This is a genomic window from Leclercia sp. UBA7405, from assembly GCF_037152215.1.
Lineage (GTDB): Bacteria > Pseudomonadota > Gammaproteobacteria > Enterobacterales > Enterobacteriaceae > Enterobacter > Enterobacter pneumoniae.
On record NZ_JBBCMR010000001.1, the window covers coordinates 2,232,236 to 2,249,621 of the forward strand.

Consider the following 17,386-nt stretch of genomic DNA (forward strand, 5'->3'; position numbering starts at 1 on the left):
TTAGCGTGGAGCCAGGCCAACGCTGGCAATTTCTTCATCCGTTAACGGGCGGTATTCACCGGGTTCCAGATCATCATCAAGCTCGATGGCGCCGATACGCTCCCGGTGTAAACCAATCACGTGGTTACCCACCGCGGCGAACATACGTTTTACCTGATGGTAACGCCCTTCGCTGATGGTCAGGCGCACCTCGGTCGGTGTGATCACCTCGAGCGTGGCCGGCCTGGTCAGATCTTTTTCATTATGCAGCTGTACACCCTGCGCGAACTGTTCCGCCGTATTATCGCTCACCGGTGATTCCAGCATCACCCGATACGTTTTTTCACAATGATGGCGTGGTGAGGTAATGCGGTGCGACCACTGACCGTCGTCGGTCATCAGCACCAGTCCGGTAGTGTCGATATCCAGACGCCCGGCGGCGTGTAGCTTGTGCGCCATCGGCTCATCAAGGAAATAGAGAATGGTCGGATGATCCGGATCGTCGGTGGAGCAGACATAACCTTCCGGTTTATTGAGCATGAAATAGCGCGGGCCATTCTGCTGAGTCAGCGAATTACCGTCGTACTCAACCTGATGGTCAGGCTGGAGTTTGAACGCACTATCTTTCACAATATCGCCATCCACGGTAACGCGGCTGGCGCGAATTTCACGCCCGGCAATAGCGCGGCTTACGCCGAGTTGCTGAGCGATAAACTTATCAAGTCGCATGAAGTATTTTTAGCCTTAATGGTGCCAGGAGCCGGACAACACATCCGGAAAAGAGGCAGTCTGAAGAAGCCAGTATAACGGGCTATCTGCGCCACTCAAGGGAAAAAGTTTCGTGGCATACTATATGCGAGATAACCAAACTGAGATCCCATGACATTTACTCTTCGCCCCTATCAGCAGGAAGCGGTTGACGCGACCCTCGCCCACTTTCGCAAGCATAAAGAACCGGCGGCCATTGTGCTCCCTACCGGGGCCGGCAAGAGCCTGGTGATCGCCGAACTGGCCCGGCTGGCGCGCGGGCGCGTGCTGGTGCTGGCGCATGTGAAAGAGCTGGTGGCGCAGAACCATGCCAAGTACCTGGCCCTCGGCCTTGAGGCGGATATCTTTGCCGCCGGTCTGCAGCGTAAAGAGAGCCACGGCAAAGTGGTGTTTGGTAGCGTGCAGTCGGTGGCGCGTAATCTGGATCAGTTCCGCAGCGAATTTTCGCTGTTGATTGTGGACGAGTGTCATCGCATCAGCGATGACGACGACAGCCAGTATCAGCAGATCCTTGCCCATCTGAAAAGCGTTAACCCCTCGATTCGGCTGCTGGGATTAACTGCCACGCCGTTCCGTCTGGGCAAAGGCTGGATTTACCATTTCCACTATCACGGCATGGTGCGCGGCACAGACAAAGCGCTGTTTCGCGACTGTATATACGAGTTACCCCTGCGTTACATGATAAAGCACGGTTACCTCACCCCGCCTGAGCGGCTGGATATGCCGGTGGTGCAGTACGACTTTAGCCGCCTGCAGGTGCAGAGTAATGGCCTGTTTAGCGAAGCGGATCTTAATCGCGAACTCAAAAAACAGGATCGTATTACCCCGCACATCATCAGCCAGATAATGGAATTTGCCGAAACCCGCAAAGGGGTGATGATTTTTGCCGCCACCGTGGAACACGCCCGCGAAATCACCGGGTTGTTGCCCGCTGACGATGCGGCGCTGATCACCGGAGAAACGCCGGGCAGCGAACGCGATCGCTTAATTGAAGCCTTCAAAGCGCAGCAGTTTCGCTATCTGGTGAACGTAGCGGTCCTGACCACCGGTTTTGATGCTCCTCACGTGGATCTGATTGCGATTCTGCGCCCTACCGAATCGGTGAGCCTGTATCAGCAGATCGTCGGCAGGGGGTTGCGTCTGTCGCCGGGTAAAACCGACTGCCTGATTCTGGATTACGCCGGCAACCCCCACGACCTGTATACCCCGGAAGTGGGTACGCCAAAAGGCAAAAGTGACAACGTTCCGGTGCAGGTATTTTGCCCGGGATGCGGCTTCGCCAATACCTTCTGGGGAAAGACAACGGCCGACGGCACCCTTATTGAACATTTTGGCCGACGCTGTCAGGGCTGGCTGGAGGATGACGACGGCCATCGCGAGCAGTGCGATTATCGTTTCCGCTTCAAAAATTGTCCGCAATGCAATGCTGAAAACGACATTGCTGCCCGCCGCTGCCGCGAGTGCGATACGGTGCTGGTCGATCCGGACGATATGTTAAAAGCGGCGCTGAAGCTGAAAGATGCGCTGGTGTTGCGCTGTAGCGGCATGGTGCTGGCCCAGGGGGCGGATGAGAAAGGCGAGTGGTTAAAAATCACCTATTACGATGAAGACGGTGCCGATGTGAGTGAGCGCTTCCGTCTGCACACACCCGCCCAGCGTACCGCTTTCGAACAGCTGTTTATCCGTCCGCATACCCGTACGCCAGGGGTGCCCCTGCGCTGGATCACCGCCGGGGATATCCTTCATCAGCAGGCGTTGCTTCGCCATCCGGACTTTGTGGTGGCCCGCAAAAAAGGGCAGTTCTGGCAGGTGCGCGAGAAGGTGTTTGACTATGAGGGGCGTTACCGCCGGGCGAATGAATTGCGCGGCTAAAGGGAGTTTTCATTGATGTCAGCGCTGATTACGTATAAAATGCCGCCCGCCTCACATCCGTGAAGCAGAACACCTGCCTGCTGCTGGGTCGCCTGTAGCAGGATCTATATACAGAGAGAAATCAATGTTCACTATTAATGCAGAAGCACGTAAAGAGCAGGGTAAGGGTGCGAGCCGCCGCCTGCGCGCAGCTAACAAATTCCCGGCCATCATCTATGGCGGCGAAGCTGCTCCTGTCGCAATCGAACTGGACCACGACAAAGTGTGGAACATGCAGAACAAAGCTGAGTTCTACAGCGAAGTTCTGACTATCGTTGTTGACGGTAAAGAAGAGAAAGTTAAAGCTCAGGCGGTGCAGCGTCACCCGTTCAAGCCAAAACTGTCTCACATCGACTTCGTTCGCGCGTAATCGCTGACAAGTTGAATGAAAAAACCCCGCTCTGCGGGGTTTTTTTATGGCGCTTATTTGCCGCCGGAGGTGCGACGCTGGAGCTGGTCGCGCAGGTTTGGCGGAGTACCTTTGATCGTCAGGGTATCCGTGGCCGGGTCCCAGAAAATGCGCTCACCCAGCAGCAAGGCATCGAAGTTGATCGTCAGCCCGCCGCCGCTCCCGGCAAATTTGGTCAACTGACGCAGGGTGCTACGATCCGCCGGGAAGCTCTCTTCCAGCTCGTAACCTTTGTCAGCCGTAAATTCCTGGAAACTCACTTCACTGACGCCCGCCAGCTCTTTCGATAACGACTCAAGCTCGATCTCTTCCCCCGCCTGCAGCTGTTCGTTGCAGTAGGTGTACACCTGCTGACGCACGGTCTGACGCTCGGATTTATCGAGCTGCGCCTCTGCGGTAAAGTCGTCCACCGCCTGCAGCAAGCCTTTGTTTTGCGCTTTCGCGTTAAGCCCTTCGCTGGCGCCGAGGAAATCCATAAAGAAGTCGGCCACTTTGCGCCCTACCCGCCCTTTAAGGAAGGTGAGGTAGCGTGTGGATTCCGGATTGGTTTCCCACTCGGTAAGGTCAATACGCGCCACAATATCGGCGTGATTGATGTCCAGATAGTGGGTCGAGCTGATGTCCAGCTGCTCATTTACGCGCATGCTGCTTAAGTTGTTCAGCACCGTGACCAGCAGATACTCTACCGCCAGGTAGCGGTACTGACAGAACAGCACGATACCGCCGTCAGCAAAAGGATATTTTGCCAGCTCATCGCGCAGGCGTCCGGTCGCCGCCCGGCTAAAGGCGAGGAACTCCTCTTCGCCCTGACGCTGTAAGCGCAGGCTTTGCGCCAGTTCACTCTCTTCGTTGAACATGCCGTAAGCTTTATTTTTGGCGCTATAGACGCGGTGTAGCTCCGCCATCATGTCCACGACGGTTGGCGTCGGTTCAAGTAACGTATCGCGCAGCACCAGCTCAAGGGTTTGCTCATCACGCTTGATAAGCTGGTGCAGCGCAATCTGGTTGATATCCAGACTCATGATAAACTCTCCTGTTAGACCGGGCGGTATTCAACCATCCCCTGCGCATGTGCGCAATAGAAGATAAAAAAGGGGAAAAAATGCTGTTGCTACGGTACTATGTTGCCCTTTCATCAACGAAATGATTTTGATTTATGCCACAACATTCCCGCTACAGTGACGAACACGTAGAACAGCTTCTGAGTGAGCTGGTTAACGTACTGGAAAAACACAAAACGCCAACCGACCTTTCCCTGATGGTACTGGGGAATATGGTGACCAACCTGATTAATACCAGCGTTGCTCCGGCTCAACGTCAGGCCATTGCGAAATCCTTCGCACAGGCGTTGCAGTCCTCGGTTAACGACGACCCGGCACACTAAGGGAAACGAACGACAGCTTATGGTGACGAATCGTCAGCGCTACCGCGAAAAAGTGTCCCAGATGGTAAGCTGGGGGCACTGGTTTGCCCTGTTCAACATTCTGTTGGCGATGGTGCTTGGCAGCCGCTATCTGTTTGTAGCCGACTGGCCAACCACGCTGGCCGGGCGGATTTACTCCTGGATCAGCGTCATTGGCCATTTTAGCTTTCTGGTTTTCGCCACCTATCTGCTGATTCTGTTTCCACTGACCTTCGTTGTCATGTCGCAGCGGCTTATGCGGTTCATCTCCGCGATTCTGGCCACTGTAGGCATGACGCTGCTGTTAATCGACAGCGAAGTCTTTACCCGTTTCCATCTGCATCTCAATCCCATCGTCTGGGAACTGGTGATTAACCCCGACCAGAACGAAACCGCGCGTGACTGGCAGCTAATGTTTATCAGCGCGCCTATTATCCTGATGATTGAGATGCTTTTTGCCACCTGGAGCTGGCAAAAACTGCGTAGCCTGACGCGTCGCCGTCATTACGCCAAACCCATTGCGGCGCTCTTCTTCGTCGCTTTTATCAGCTCACACGTTATGTATATCTGGGCTGATGCCAACTTCTATCGTCCGGTCACGATGCAGCGCGCCAACCTGCCGCTCTCTTATCCGATGACCGCGCGACGCTTTCTGGAAAAACACGGTCTGCTGGATGCGCAGGAGTATCAGCGCCGTCTTGTCGAGCAGGGCAATCCGGAAGCGGTATCCGTGCAGTATCCACTCAGCCCGCTGCGTTTCCGCGATATGGGCCAGGGCCAGAACGTGCTGTTGATTACCGTCGACGGCCTGAACTACTCGCGCTTCGAAAAACAGATGCCGACGCTGGCCGAATTTGCGGATAAGAACATTAACTTTACGCAGCATATGAGTGCCGGTAATTCGACGGATGCGGGGATCTTTGGCCTGTTCTACGGGATTTCGCCTGCCTATATGGACGGCGTCCTGTCGGCGCGCATCCCTGCGGCCTTGATCACCGCGCTGAATCAGCAGGGCTATCAGCTGGGGCTCTTCTCTTCAGACGGCTTTAGCAGCCCGCTCTATCGCCAGGCGCTGTTGTCCGATTTCTCTCTGCCTACCGCCAAAACGCAAACTGATGCGCAAACCGCCGGGCAGTGGATTAACTGGCTGCAGCGTTATGCGCAGGAAGATAACCGCTGGTTCTCGTGGGTCGCCCTGAACGGCACCGCAATCGACGACAGTCAGCAGAAGGGCTTTAACCAGCGTTACGCGCGCGCGGCTGGTGAGGTCGATGCTCAAATTGCCCGCGTGCTGAACGCCTTACGCGAGTCTGGCAAGCTGGAAAACACCGTGGTGGTGATCACGGCGGGCCATGGCGTGGCGCTGGGTAGCGATCGCGACAGCATGGAGTGGTCTCGCCCTCGCCTGCAGGTACCGCTGGTTATCCACTGGCCGGGCACCCCTTCCCAGCGCATCAACAGGCTTACCGATCATAAAGATGTGATGACCACGCTGATGCAGCGCTTACTGCATGTGAATACGCCAGCTAACGAGTACTCACAGGGGCAGGATCTGTTCAGCGCGACGCGTCGTCATGACTGGGTAACCGCCGCAGACGGCAATACGCTGACCGTGATGACGCCAAATCTGTCGCTGGTGCTAAATAGCAACGGCACCTATAAGACCTATACCCTGAAGGGCGAAAGAATCAACGATCAGAAACCGCAGCTCAGCCTGCTGCTGCAGGTATTGACCGATGAGAAACGCTTCATCGCTAACTGATTAATATTAAATCAGTTAGCGGTCAGGGCGCTTGCAATAGACCGTAAATTGAGTAGTATTAGCTACCAGTGTCGGCACGTAGCGCAGCCTGGTAGCGCACTGTCATGGGGTGTCAGGGGTCGGAGGTTCAAATCCTCTCGTGCCGACCAAAAATTCCAAAGAAACCAACCTTCTACGGTTGGTTTTTTTATGCCTGTAATAAACCCTGGCGCCGATGACAGGAACTCCTCGCTCAGAGTGAGACCAATTCTGGCGGCCTACGCAGCAGGTAAACGAGCGTTACCAGCGCCCCGATCTGAAAGGTATACCCCGCCCCCCAGCTTTCCCGGATGACACCTGCGCCAGGGGACGACGCCGCCTACCAGAGTGAACAGGCCAAAATGGTGAAATTTGAAAACGCGACCGGGTATCGTTAATTCATCAGGCACGTTTTTCAGAGGTAAAAAAACCAGCCCGTGGGCTGGTCTGGGGTATTACCGTGCGGGGCTTACTGTTTATTACTGCCACCGAGGAAAAAAATCCCCAGCGGGATGGCCAGCAGCACGGTAAAGACGGTGCTGTAGACGAGGATCATGGCCGACTGCAAAACAAACATGCTGGTCGTCCACGAAGAGAGTGGGATATTGTACTGTTCAATGACACCAACGATGGTCGCGCGGCCGACGCAGGCCACCGCAATTGAAAATACCACCAACAATGCCAGAAGAAACTTTCTGCCCGACGGGGTGTTAAGCTTTGCGCGTACCATCGCTCTTTCCTTTACAGATGAATAACCATGATTGCCGCTAACCCTACCACGATCTTGCCGGTCACGCCATATCAGCATTTAACACTAAACAACAAGCAAACAACCAGCTAATTAAACCGGTTAAACAGAAAATTTAAGTAAATCCCCCTGCCAGTGAGGGTTCAATATGCTACGCTTGCCACGATCGTTGAACAAAAGGAATGATTGTGAAAAAAGTACCGAAGATTGCTATCGCCCTGCTGGCGGCCACCTGTACCAGCGCTTTTGCCAGCAATGATATTCTGACCCCTTTCCCGCAGGCCGAAAAAGGGATGAAACGTCAGGTGATCCAGCTGCCGGAGCAGAAGGATGAGGCGCAGTACAAAGTCGAACTGCTGATCGGTAAGACGCTGGAAGTGGACTGCAATCAGCACCGACTGGGCGGCGAGCTGTCCCAAAAAACGCTGGAAGGCTGGGGTTACGACTACTACCGCTTCGATAACGTTACTTCTCCGGTCTCAACGATGATGGCCTGTCCGGACGGCAAGAAAACCGAGAAATTTGTTACGGCATACCTCGGCGACCACAGCCTGCTGCGCTATAACAGCAAGCTGCCGATTGTGGTCTATACCCCGGAAAATATCGACGTGAAGTATCGCCTCTGGAAGGCAGACGAGAAAATCGACGACGCACAAGTGCGTTAAAGAGGCAATTTCAGGGTTCCAGCGCTCGCCTGGAACCCCCTCTCATCTAAATCTCTGGCGTGTGTTTAAAGCCTGTCAGCATCAGCACAAGGCTCTCTTTCGACGCAGCGGTGTTGAACTGATAATGGTTACCCTGCCGATCGCCGCCGATATACCAGGAGATCTCCGTTTTCCCTGCGGCCAGTGCTTTACGTACTGCGGTATCGACATCCACCATCCGGTATTCCCGGACATGATTGAGATAGAGCAACGCCTCTGAGCGATAACTGCAGGCCGGACGCCGTTTCCAGTTCACCGTGGCGGGATCCCAGTCATTGCTCGCCGGATAGAAGAAGATCTGATCGGCACCATTATTCTCTACCTTCCCGCCATAGAGGCGTATACGGTACTTAAACTGCGCAGGATCCTGCCCGGCCGGCAGCGGTGGGATGGCAAATTTCACCAGGCTCAGCGTTTCCGGGTTGCGGGTACGGCCCCCCTGTTTCCAGTTATCGCTAATCTGCAGCCCCTGCCCTGATGGAGTCTCGCTGCTGACAGTGACATTCGCCAGCGCCTTCGAATACCCGTAGGGCACGTTGGTACCGCAGTCCATCCCCTGGTTCATACAGAGATCGGTCATAAATTGCGCCCCCTCCTCTGTCCAGCCGTTCATAAAGTCGGCGTGGGCCGTATAGAGGCTCCCCCAGTGCTCCTCCCGCATGTCTCCATTCATCGTGGGATCGAGAGAAAGCTGCGCTTTTGCCGTATCCAGGGAGGTAATGCCCTTTAGCACATAGGCTACATTCATATTGACGGTCGGGATCTTCACTGGATACCCGGATGGACACTGCCCTTTCACGTCATAAACGGCATTTTTCATACCGTGCATCGGCTTAAGATGGATCCCATCCCAGCAGTTGGGAAACTGGATACCGATATTGAACTGCACCGCATCTTTGGCTTTACGCAGTCCACATACCTCACCCACCTTATTGCTATAACCTTTTCCGTTGGCGCATAAGAAGGTAATTCTGCCGTTAGGCTGCGTGCCATGGTGATCGCCCGCCAGCAGCGCCAGCCCCGCCGGAAAAGGGGTTAGTGGATATTGCGTAACATGCGAAGCCTGATAATAGGTTTTCTGATAAGCAGGCTGCACGACCGTACCATCCGGCAGACGCAGAGAAGGCGCCCAGTAAGCAGAGCTATCGGCTTTGTTATCGCAGGTGGTCTCAGGGCGCTGACGCAGCGATGAATAATCTGACCAGGCATCGGCATGGGTGTTGCCGAAAAAGTCATGCCACATGGCCTGATTGGGCATACCGTACATCATGATCGCGTCATCGCCACGCGTATGGCTCATGGCGCAAACCACGTGAGCCTGCGGGCCGGCGTGAGCAAAAAGGGAGGGAAGTAGCATGGCCGACGCCATCGCGGCAGAGAGGGTGGTCCTTTTCATTATTATCTCCTGATATGAAAGGCCACATTGGTATCAAAAGCGCGTGCGCACGCCTAAATATTGCCGGGGTACTTTTCCTCGCGGGTTTGCTTTACGCGTAAAAAAGGCCGGAAAAACCGGCCTTTTTCTCTCAGCGTGACATTACAGTGCGATATCTGCCACGGGCTTGTTAACTGCCGGCTGGGGCTTGCCCTGCGGCTCCGCTTTTGGTGCCACATCGGCCGCCTGCGGTTTTTCATATTTCAGCTGCAGAACGCGGCTGGTGTACTCCAGCTCCTGTTCAGTCGCTGCCACATTACCGTTCAGTTTGGTGCCGTAAGACGGAATAATGGTTTTCAGTTTCGCCTGCCATTCCGGCGTCGCGACTTTATCTTTGAACACTTTTTCCATCAGGTGCAGCATGATAGGTGCAGCGGTAGATGCGCCTGGAGAAGCGCCCAGCAGCGCCGCAATGGTGCCCTCTTTATCGCTCACCACTTCAGTGCCGAGACGCAGAACGCCGCCCTCTTTTTCATCACGTTTGATGATCTGCACGCGCTGACCTGCCTGCCACAGACGCCAATCCTCTTTTTTCGCCTGCGGATAGTACTCTTTCAGCGCCTCGAAACGCTCTTCATCAGAGAGCATGACCTGGCTAATCAGGTATTTCACCAGATCGAAGTTATCCAGCCCGACGTTCATCATCGGCACGATGTTTGAGGTGGTGGTGGAGCTCAGCAGATCCCACAGCGAACCGTTTTTCAGGAATTTCGTGGAGAAGGTCGCGAACGGCCCGAACAGCACGACGCGTTTGCCATCCAGCATACGGGTATCGATATGGGGAACAGACATTGGCGGTGCGCCCACAGAGGCCTGGCCATAAACTTTCGCCAGATGACGATTCACCACTTCCGGATTTTCAGAGACCAGGAACTGGCCGCCCACCGGGAAACCACCGTAGTTGTCGGCTTCCGGAATACCGGTCTCCTGCAGCAGTTTTAACGCTGCGCCGCCGGCACCGATGAAGACAAACTTCGCCTTAATGACGTGCTCTTCTTCATTGTGCTTCAGGTCGGCTACGGTCACGCTCCAGGAGTTATCAGCGTTACGCTTAAAGCCACGGACTTCGGTATTCAGCGCCAGGTTGAAGTGCTCTTTCTTCTGCAAAGCGCCCACCAGCTGACGGGTGATTTCACCGTAGTTTACATCGGTGCCGATTTCGGTACGGGTTGCAGCTACCTTCTGGTTGGGATCACGCCCTTCCATCACCAGCGGCGCCCACTCTTTGATCTGTGCATGATCTTCAGAGTATTTCATGCCGCGGAACAGGGTGCTCTGTTGCAGGGCGGCATAACGTCCACGCAGGAAGTTAACGTTGTCATCGCCCCAGACAAAACTCATGTGTGGCACGGTGTTAATGAAGCTGTGTGGGTCGTGCAGCACGCCGCTGTTCACCTGATGAGACCAGAACTGACGAGAAATCTGGAACGCTTCGTTAATCTCAACCGCTTTTTCGATACTGATGGAGCCGTCCTTCTTCTGCGGCGTATAGTTCAGCTCCATCAATGCCGAGTGGCCGGTACCGGCGTTGTTCCAGCCGTTCGAACTCTCTTTCGCCACCCCATCCAGGCGCTCAACCATGGTCATTGACCAGTCTGGCTGCAGTTCTTGCAGGTAGGTTCCGAGCGTTGCGCTCATGATCCCGCCACCAATTAAAAGGACATCCGTTTGCTGCTCTTTTGGTGCGTCAGCCTTCGCCGCCATCGAGACAGCGTTCAGCCCCACGGCCAGCGAAAAGAGCACGGCAGTCATTTTTTTCATCATTTATGCCTTAAGTTATACGTGGAAATTGCAGGTGAAATAAGCTGCGGGGCAACGGTAGCAACATTTAAATATTGTTTAAAGGTTACGAAATTATTGTAATTGTGAAATTTAATGGTGGATTGTTTATAGGGGAATGGCGCATCAGACTGGCAACGCGACCATTTTCTGGCTACTATGCTGCACTTTGTGATCGCGCGCACGGAAGCCCGCCCTGACCTGCGAAGCCTTATGTCTAAAATCCTGACCTCTCACCAGCCCGATGAGGGCCGTGTAGCGCATATCCTGCGCTCGCCGAATCTCTTTGTCCGCGAAATTCTGGCGGGTGTTATCACCGCCCTGGCGCTGATCCCGGAAGTGATCTCCTTCTCTGTGGTGGCCGGCGTCGACCCGAAAGTTAGCCTCTTTGCCTCGGTGGTACTCTGCCTGGGGCTCTCTGTGTTGGGCGGTCGCCCGGCGATGGTCACCGCCGCAGCCGGTTCGGTGGCGCTGGTGATTGGTCCGATGGTGGCACAGCATGGCGTGCAGTACATCCTGCCAGCGGTACTGCTCGCCGGGTTAATTCAGATCCTCTTCGGCGCGCTGGGGATGGCACGATTGATGCGTTTTATTCCCCAGTCGGTGATGACCGGGTTTGTTAACGCCCTTGGGATATTGATCTTCTTCGCGCAGGTTCCCCACTTCTGGAGCAAAAGCCCGCTGATTGTCGGTCTGTTTGTATTGACGATACTGATTGTGCTCTGGGTGCCACGCTACATTAAGAGCGTCCCCTCCCCGCTGATTGCCATTGTGCTGCTGACCCTGTTTACCGTCACCAGCGGACAGATCCTGCCGACCGTAGGCGATGAAGGTTCCATGGGCGGCGGACTGCCAGGGCTGACTGAACTGCTGGTGCCCTTAAACCTGAACACCCTTAGCATTATCTGGCCTTGTGCGCTCAGTATCGCCTTTGTCGGACTGATGGAGTCGTTACTGACGGCAAAACTGGTGGATGAGCTGACGGCAACCCCCTCCAGCAAGCGCCGGGAAAGCATCGGGCTCGGCGTCACCAATATCCTGGCTGGTTTTTTTGGTGGGATTGCCGGTTGCGCGATGATCGGGCAAACCATCGTGAACGTCGAGATGGGCAAAGGCCGCAGTCGCGTATCCACCTTCGCTGCCGGTCTGGTGCTCCTGCTCCTGGTGACCGCGCTGAGCGAAGTGATGGCCAAAATCCCGATGGCGGTGCTGGCGGGGATCATGGCCATCGTCGCGGTGAAAACCTTCAGCTGGCATAGCATCCAGCCCGGTACGGTGAAAGGTGCGCCGGTGGCTGAAACGCTGGTGATGCTGGTGACCGTTGCGGCGACCGTTTCAACCGGTAACCTGGCCATTGGCGTGGTAGCCGGGATTATCGCCATGGCGATCATCCCGGCCCGTCTTAAGCGCAAGCACGCCGCTACAGCAGAAACAGCGTCGCAAGCCCAAGAAAAATAAAGAAGCCCCCGGTATCGGTGATGGCGGTGATCATTACGCTCGACCCCACTGCGGGGTCGCGCCCGAGACGATTCATGGTCATTGGGATAATCACCCCCATCAGCGCCGCCACCAGCAGGTTGAGCACCATTGCCAGGGTCATGACCGCGCCCAGTGCCATATCATCGTACAACCACCAGGTCACTCCGCCCATAATCCCGCCCCACACCAGACCGTTGATAAGCGCCACGCCCAGTTCGCGGAAAATTAAGAAGGTGAAGTTGCCGGGCTGGATGTTCTGCAACGCCAGCGCACGGACAATCATGGTGATGGTCTGGTTACCGGTATTGCCGCCAATTCCCGCGACAATCGGCATCAGCGAGGCCAGGGCGACCAGCTGCGAGATGGTATGTTCGAAACCATCAATAACCCGCGAGGCGATAAAGGCGGTGCAAAGGTTGATGGCTAGCCACGCCCAGCGGGTTTTTACCGCTTTACTGACCGGCGCATAGACATCCTCTTCCGCGCTCAAGCCCCCCATGGCGCGCATATCGTTATCGGTCTCTTCATAGACCACATCAACGATTTCATCGATGGTCACACGTCCCATCAATTTGCCCGTCGAGTCCACGACGGCGGCGCTGAGCAGGTTGTCACGTTCGAAGGTGCGCGCCGCTTTTTCCGCGTCATCTTCCGGCATGAAGATCACCGGATCGGGCTCCATCACTTCACTCACTCGCCGCTTCGCGCCGTGCAGCAGAATGGTTTGCAGATCCAGCTCGCCCAGCAAGGTTTTATCCCGTGAAGTGACAAAGAGTTTGTCAGTGTTATTGGGCATTTTCCCCAGACGTCGCAGATAGCGCTGCACCGCGCCCAGAGTGACGTCCGGGCGCACGAGAATCACGCCAAACTCCATGATCGCGCCGACGCTGTTTTTCTCATAATGCATCACCTGGCGAACGCGGGCGCGTTCATCAGCCGGCATCGAGGCCAGCAGACGGCCCGTCAGATTACGCGGCAGATGCTGTACGAGGTAGATCTGCTCATCAATATCCAGGGTCCGGAGCGCGTCAAGGATAGCGTGATCGCTCATCTCCTCGATCAAGTCGTCCCAGACGTTCTCTGAGGCTTCAAGCAGCACCTGGCCGCGCTCGTGATCTTCCACCAGCCGCCACAGAGCGAGACGCTCTTCCCGGGGCAACGCTTCAAGGGTATCGGCAAGATCGGGCGGCGGCAGATGCGACACCAGTGCCCCTACCTCAGCAATATCGTCGGCTAAGGTGCCGACGTCATATTGCTCAGCCAGGGTCAGTTTACCCAGCAGCGTGGAGACCAGCGCTTTATCGGTGGTCATCAACCAGATCAGTCGCGCACGCTCTTCATCGCGCAGCCTTGCGCTGTTTTTGTTCTTTAACGGCATTGATCATAAATCCATGTAATGTGATGGCATTAAGAATAGCGGCAGGATATGTAAATAAGAATAAACGACGGGTGGAGATGAACAAAAAAAGAGCATAAAGAGGGAAAATACCCGGCCTTTGAAAGGGCCGGGCAAAGAAGTCAGGCTGTACGGGCAACCGCATCCCTGGAGGCAGCATCGCGCTCGGCACCGGTCAGCTCGCTCAGCTGGCCATTACGCATCTCCAGCAGCCGATCCGCATGAATAAAGTAGTGATCGTCATGGCTGATGGCAAAGATGGTTTTGCCCATCTGCTGCATCAGCGGTAGCAGCACCTGGTAGAAGTCGCGGCGGAAGTGGGGATCCTGATCTGCTGCCCACTCGTCGAGCAAAATGATGTCACGCTCTTCGGCCAGCGCCAGGAGTAGCGCCACGCGCTTCTTCTGCCCTTTCGACAGTTTCAGGTTGAGAATTTTGCCATTCTCCAGCTCAAGCTTATGCGACATTTGCAGATGGTCGAGCCACTTCGCGACCAGCGCCGAATCGGCCTGTTTGCCCTCTGGTCCCAGCAACTGGTCAAACAGCCAGACGTCGGTGAAGACCGCCGAGAAGAGCTTGCGGTAGTCTTCAGGCTGCTCAACGTTCATGGGTTTGCCGTCAAGGAGGATGTCGCCTGACTGAGGCTGGTAGAGGCCCGTTAACAGCATCGCCAGCGTTGATTTACCGCTACCGTTCCCGCCAATCAGAAACAGCAACTCACCGCGATGGATCGTTAAATTTACCGGCCCAATGGCGAAGGCGTTGTCCTGATAGTGGAACGTGACATTGCGTAACTCCAGGGTCTGCCAGTTCGGGAAGGCCTGTGGACGCGGGAACGCAGGCTTGTAGGGCGCCAGCGCAAATTTGTTAAGCTTATTAAATGCCACCTGCGCGCTCAGCAGGGTCGGCAACGCACCCACGGCGGAGAGCATCGGCGTACGCAGGAACAGCAGCGTCAACGAGTAGGTTGCCGCCACGTTGGTATCGGCCCAACCGAGGCTGTTCGCCATCCAGAACACCAGGCCGATAGCGCCCAGCATCATAATATTCGACCAGTTTACCGCGCTCAGATGAAAGGTATCGGCGCGAATAATATGGTGGCGATACTCGCGGGCATCCGGAACATAGAGATTATTGAAGATGTGTTCAGCGCGCTCGCGATTCAGGGTCAGCTCTTTGCGCCCTTCCAGCACGGTCTGATAATCGTTGTAGAGCTTATCTTCGGTTTCACGCAGCACGGCCATATGTTTGTAGACCCGCGCCACCAGCACGAACCCGCCCCAGATGGTGATCACAATCCACAGTGCGGTGATGGCCAGCATTTTGGTAGACAAGAATGCGAGATAGGCTGCCGATCCGAAGGTCAGAATAATCCCCTGCACCAGCTCCGGCAGACGCACAAAGGCAATGGTGATGGCACGCACATCGCTGGTCAGCCCGGCCAGCAACGAAGCGCTGCCTAACTGCTCGATGCGCTCTACATGGGTATCCAGAATACGCTTGATAAACTCGCTGCGCAGGCGATAAACGAAGTGGTGGCCCAGCGTGGTCAGCGCCAGCTGTGAGCCCAGCGTTACCGCCATCAGCAACAGCAGCAAGCCGAGAAATTCGGGTAGCACCGTCAGGGTGGTATCGACCGTTTCGATTAAACGCAGATTGATAAAGGCGATGAGCCCTATGCCCAGCGCGGCGCTGAGCAGGCTTAGCGCCATCACCGCAATAAAAGGCCAGCGATATTGTCGCCAGACCAGAAGAAGGAGTTCCATGCAGAGCTATCCGGACAAGAAAAAACAGCCAGCAGTTTAAACTGCCCGCCGCTTACATCAAGAATAATTCTTATTTTTATTCGCTCTTCGCTGCCTGGCGGAACGTAAGGTTGTAGCGATACTCGCCGGTCAGGGGATGTTCGCCTGGCTTGAGCGGTTGGATCCCGTGATAAAAGAGGCGCGATGCGCCGCCCCACACCACCACATCACCATGCTCCAGCAGCAGGCGTTGTAGGGGATCATTACGTTTCATTCCGCCAAACTGGAAGACGGCCGGCAATCCCAGCGAGACCGAAACAATCGGTGCCCGCAGGTCGGCTTCGTCTTTATCCTGATGCAGCGAGAGCTTTGCCCCTACGCCGTAGCGGTTGATCAGGCAGGCGTCGGGTTGAAAATCGGCGTAGCCTGCCGCGATAGCCGCCCGGTGGCAAAGCGTAGCAAAGGCGACAGGTAGCGGCGGCCAGCGATGACCGGTGAGCGGATCGTTGGGAGAGTATAGATAGCCGCGTTGGTCGGTCGTCCAGCCGAGCGGGCCGCAGTTGCTCATGGCCACTGACATGGTGTACCCGCCCGGGGTCACCATCTGGCGAAAGGGAGCGTGCGTCGCCACGTCGGCAATCGCCGCCATCAGGGCGGAGTCAGAGGCGAGCGCAAAGCGGCGCAAGATCACGGCCCCCGGCGCCAGCGGCTCTTCCCAGGGTTCGGCATCGGCAAAAAGATCGAGCATTACTCCTCCTCATTTCCGGCTTCACGGCGCAGAAGCGCCGCTTTTCGCGCTATTCCCCAGCGGTACCCTGAAAGCCCACCGTCGTTTCGCACTACCCGGTGACACGGAATGATAATGGCGAGCCGGTTGGCCGCGCAGGCACGGGCCACTGCCCGCACCGCATTCGGTTTACCGAGGCGGGTAGCCACCTGCTGATAACTGACGGTTTCCCCGGCCGGAATAGTGCGTAATGCTTGCCAGACCTGCTGCTGGAAGGCGGTACCGCGAATATCCAGCGGCAGCGTCAGGCTCAGGGTATGGTTATCAATGCTGGCGATAACCTGCTGCACGCGTGCGGCAAATCCGGTATCTGCCTGCTCGTGGCGGGCGTGCGGGAACAACGTCTGCAGTTCGTTCAGCAACGCCGCGTCGTCATCTCCGGGCAGTATGGCACAGATCCCGCGCTCGCTCTCCGCGACCAGACAGCGGCCCAGCGCGCAGTCGCTGAGCGCGTAACGGACAGTTGTCTTATCGCCGCCCCGGCGAAACTGCTTCGCGGTCATGCCAAGCGCGGCGTCTGCGTTACGGTAGTAGCTGCTGCTGTCCGGGAAACCGGCCGCCAGCAACGAATCGGTAATCTTTTCGCCCTGCGCTAACCGGCTACGGAGACGCGCCGCGCGGGCGGCCTGCTGCCAGGCTTTGGGCGTCATCCCGGTGGCGGATTTGAACAGACGGTGCAGATGATAAGGGCTTACCGCCACCTGCTGCGCCAGTGCATCCAGCGTGAGGGGCTCTTCCTGCTCCAGCAGGCGGCAGGCTTTGTCGATAAGCAATACGCACCGCGCCTGCGGATCATGTTCATCGGGGCGACAACGCTTACAGGGACGAAAGCCGGCCTGAAGGGCGGTATCAGCATCGTCAAAGAAACGGACATTCTGGCGTAAGGCGTGGCGCGCCCGACACGACGGGCGGCAAAAGATACCGGTGGTTTGCACGGCAAAGACGAACTGGCCGTCAGCGGCGGTGTCGCGAGACAACACCGCCTGCCAGCGTGGGTCATCGTTAATCAGGGTCGTTTTGTTCATCATGCGCTCCTTCAGTAAGCATACTCCTACCCTGCCTGA

The 17,386-nt window shown here is 56.1% G+C and carries 15 protein-coding genes and 1 tRNA gene; 7 read left to right on the top strand and 9 right to left on the bottom strand.

Going from position 1 to position 17,386, the window contains the following annotated elements:
- On the bottom strand, positions 1–708 hold the full coding sequence (gene rsuA / locus WFN75_RS10960) for a 16S rRNA pseudouridine(516) synthase RsuA (RefSeq protein ID WP_040074757.1): 708 nt from the start codon (positions 706–708) through the stop codon (positions 1–3).
- Positions 709–858: 150 nt separating this feature from the next.
- Between rsuA and WFN75_RS10965 the strand changes: the two genes are divergently transcribed.
- On the top strand, positions 859–2,619 hold the full coding sequence (locus WFN75_RS10965) for a DEAD/DEAH box helicase (RefSeq protein WP_336996155.1): 1,761 nt from the start codon (positions 859–861) through the stop codon (positions 2,617–2,619).
- A 124-nt stretch (positions 2,620–2,743) separates the two neighbouring features.
- Entirely contained in the window at positions 2,744–3,028 is a 285-nt protein-coding gene (gene rplY / locus WFN75_RS10970) for a 50S ribosomal protein L25 (RefSeq protein WP_040074755.1), read from the top strand.
- A gap of 53 nt (positions 3,029–3,081) precedes the next feature.
- Here the strand turns inward: rplY and yejK are convergent, their stop codons facing one another.
- Positions 3,082–4,089 (bottom strand): nucleoid-associated protein YejK, encoded by a 1,008-nt coding sequence (gene yejK, locus WFN75_RS10975; RefSeq protein WP_040074754.1) that lies wholly within the window; start codon positions 4,087–4,089, stop codon positions 3,082–3,084.
- 134 nt (positions 4,090–4,223) lie between these two features.
- Between yejK and WFN75_RS10980 the strand changes: the two genes are divergently transcribed.
- From WFN75_RS10980 to WFN75_RS10990, 3 genes are all read left to right on the top strand, one after another.
- Entirely contained in the window at positions 4,224–4,451 is a 228-nt protein-coding gene (locus WFN75_RS10980; protein WP_040074752.1) for a YejL family protein, read from the top strand.
- A gap of 19 nt (positions 4,452–4,470) precedes the next feature.
- Complete coding sequence (gene yejM, locus WFN75_RS10985) at positions 4,471–6,231, top strand: LPS biosynthesis-modulating metalloenzyme YejM (RefSeq protein ID WP_040074751.1); 1,761 nt, start codon at positions 4,471–4,473, stop codon at positions 6,229–6,231.
- A gap of 72 nt (positions 6,232–6,303) precedes the next feature.
- A tRNA-Pro gene (locus tag WFN75_RS10990) sits at positions 6,304–6,380 on the top strand.
- Positions 6,381–6,718: 338 nt separating this feature from the next.
- On the opposite strand, the gene WFN75_RS10995 is transcribed toward WFN75_RS10990, so the two are convergent.
- Positions 6,719–6,979 (bottom strand): DUF2534 family protein, encoded by a 261-nt coding sequence (locus WFN75_RS10995; protein WP_040074749.1) that lies wholly within the window; start codon positions 6,977–6,979, stop codon positions 6,719–6,721.
- A gap of 206 nt (positions 6,980–7,185) precedes the next feature.
- Between WFN75_RS10995 and eco the strand changes: the two genes are divergently transcribed.
- A complete protein-coding gene (eco, locus tag WFN75_RS11000) occupies positions 7,186–7,662 on the top strand; it encodes a serine protease inhibitor ecotin (protein ID WP_253274036.1) in 477 nt (158 codons plus the stop codon).
- Positions 7,663–7,708: 46 nt separating this feature from the next.
- Here the strand turns inward: eco and WFN75_RS11005 are convergent, their stop codons facing one another.
- Both WFN75_RS11005 and mqo read right to left on the bottom strand, forming a co-directional pair.
- Positions 7,709–9,097 carry a DUF1996 domain-containing protein gene (locus WFN75_RS11005; protein ID WP_336996156.1) on the bottom strand — a complete coding sequence of 463 codons (1,389 nt, stop codon included), beginning with the start codon at positions 9,095–9,097 and terminating at the stop codon, positions 7,709–7,711.
- Positions 9,098–9,238: 141 nt separating this feature from the next.
- The gene (gene mqo / locus WFN75_RS11010; RefSeq protein WP_046884713.1) at positions 9,239–10,897 is read right to left on the bottom strand and encodes a malate dehydrogenase (quinone); all 1,659 of its coding nucleotides are present in this window, start codon (positions 10,895–10,897) and stop codon (positions 9,239–9,241) included.
- A 177-nt stretch (positions 10,898–11,074) separates the two neighbouring features.
- Between mqo and WFN75_RS11015 the strand changes: the two genes are divergently transcribed.
- Positions 11,075–12,373, top strand: coding sequence for a SulP family inorganic anion transporter (locus WFN75_RS11015; protein ID WP_336996157.1), 1,299 nt, complete (start codon positions 11,075–11,077; stop codon positions 12,371–12,373).
- Here the strand turns inward: WFN75_RS11015 and mgtE are convergent.
- From mgtE to ada, 4 genes are all read right to left on the bottom strand, one after another.
- Positions 12,336–13,772 (bottom strand): magnesium transporter, encoded by a 1,437-nt coding sequence (gene mgtE, locus WFN75_RS11020; RefSeq protein ID WP_207292126.1) that lies wholly within the window; start codon positions 13,770–13,772, stop codon positions 12,336–12,338. The two genes, WFN75_RS11015 and mgtE, sit on opposite strands and share 38 nt — an antisense overlap.
- A 140-nt stretch (positions 13,773–13,912) precedes the next feature.
- Positions 13,913–15,556, bottom strand: a complete 1,644-nt coding sequence (locus tag WFN75_RS11025; protein WP_207292127.1) for a multidrug ABC transporter permease/ATP-binding protein — start codon at positions 15,554–15,556, stop codon at positions 13,913–13,915.
- A gap of 76 nt (positions 15,557–15,632) precedes the next feature.
- Positions 15,633–16,283, bottom strand: coding sequence for a DNA oxidative demethylase AlkB (gene alkB, locus WFN75_RS11030; protein ID WP_336996158.1), 651 nt, complete (start codon positions 16,281–16,283; stop codon positions 15,633–15,635).
- Positions 16,283–17,347 (bottom strand): bifunctional DNA-binding transcriptional regulator/O6-methylguanine-DNA methyltransferase Ada, encoded by a 1,065-nt coding sequence (gene ada / locus WFN75_RS11035; RefSeq protein WP_336996256.1) that lies wholly within the window; start codon positions 17,345–17,347, stop codon positions 16,283–16,285. The genes alkB and ada overlap by 1 nt, the downstream gene beginning before the upstream one ends.
- Positions 17,348–17,386: the final 39 nt, after the last annotated feature.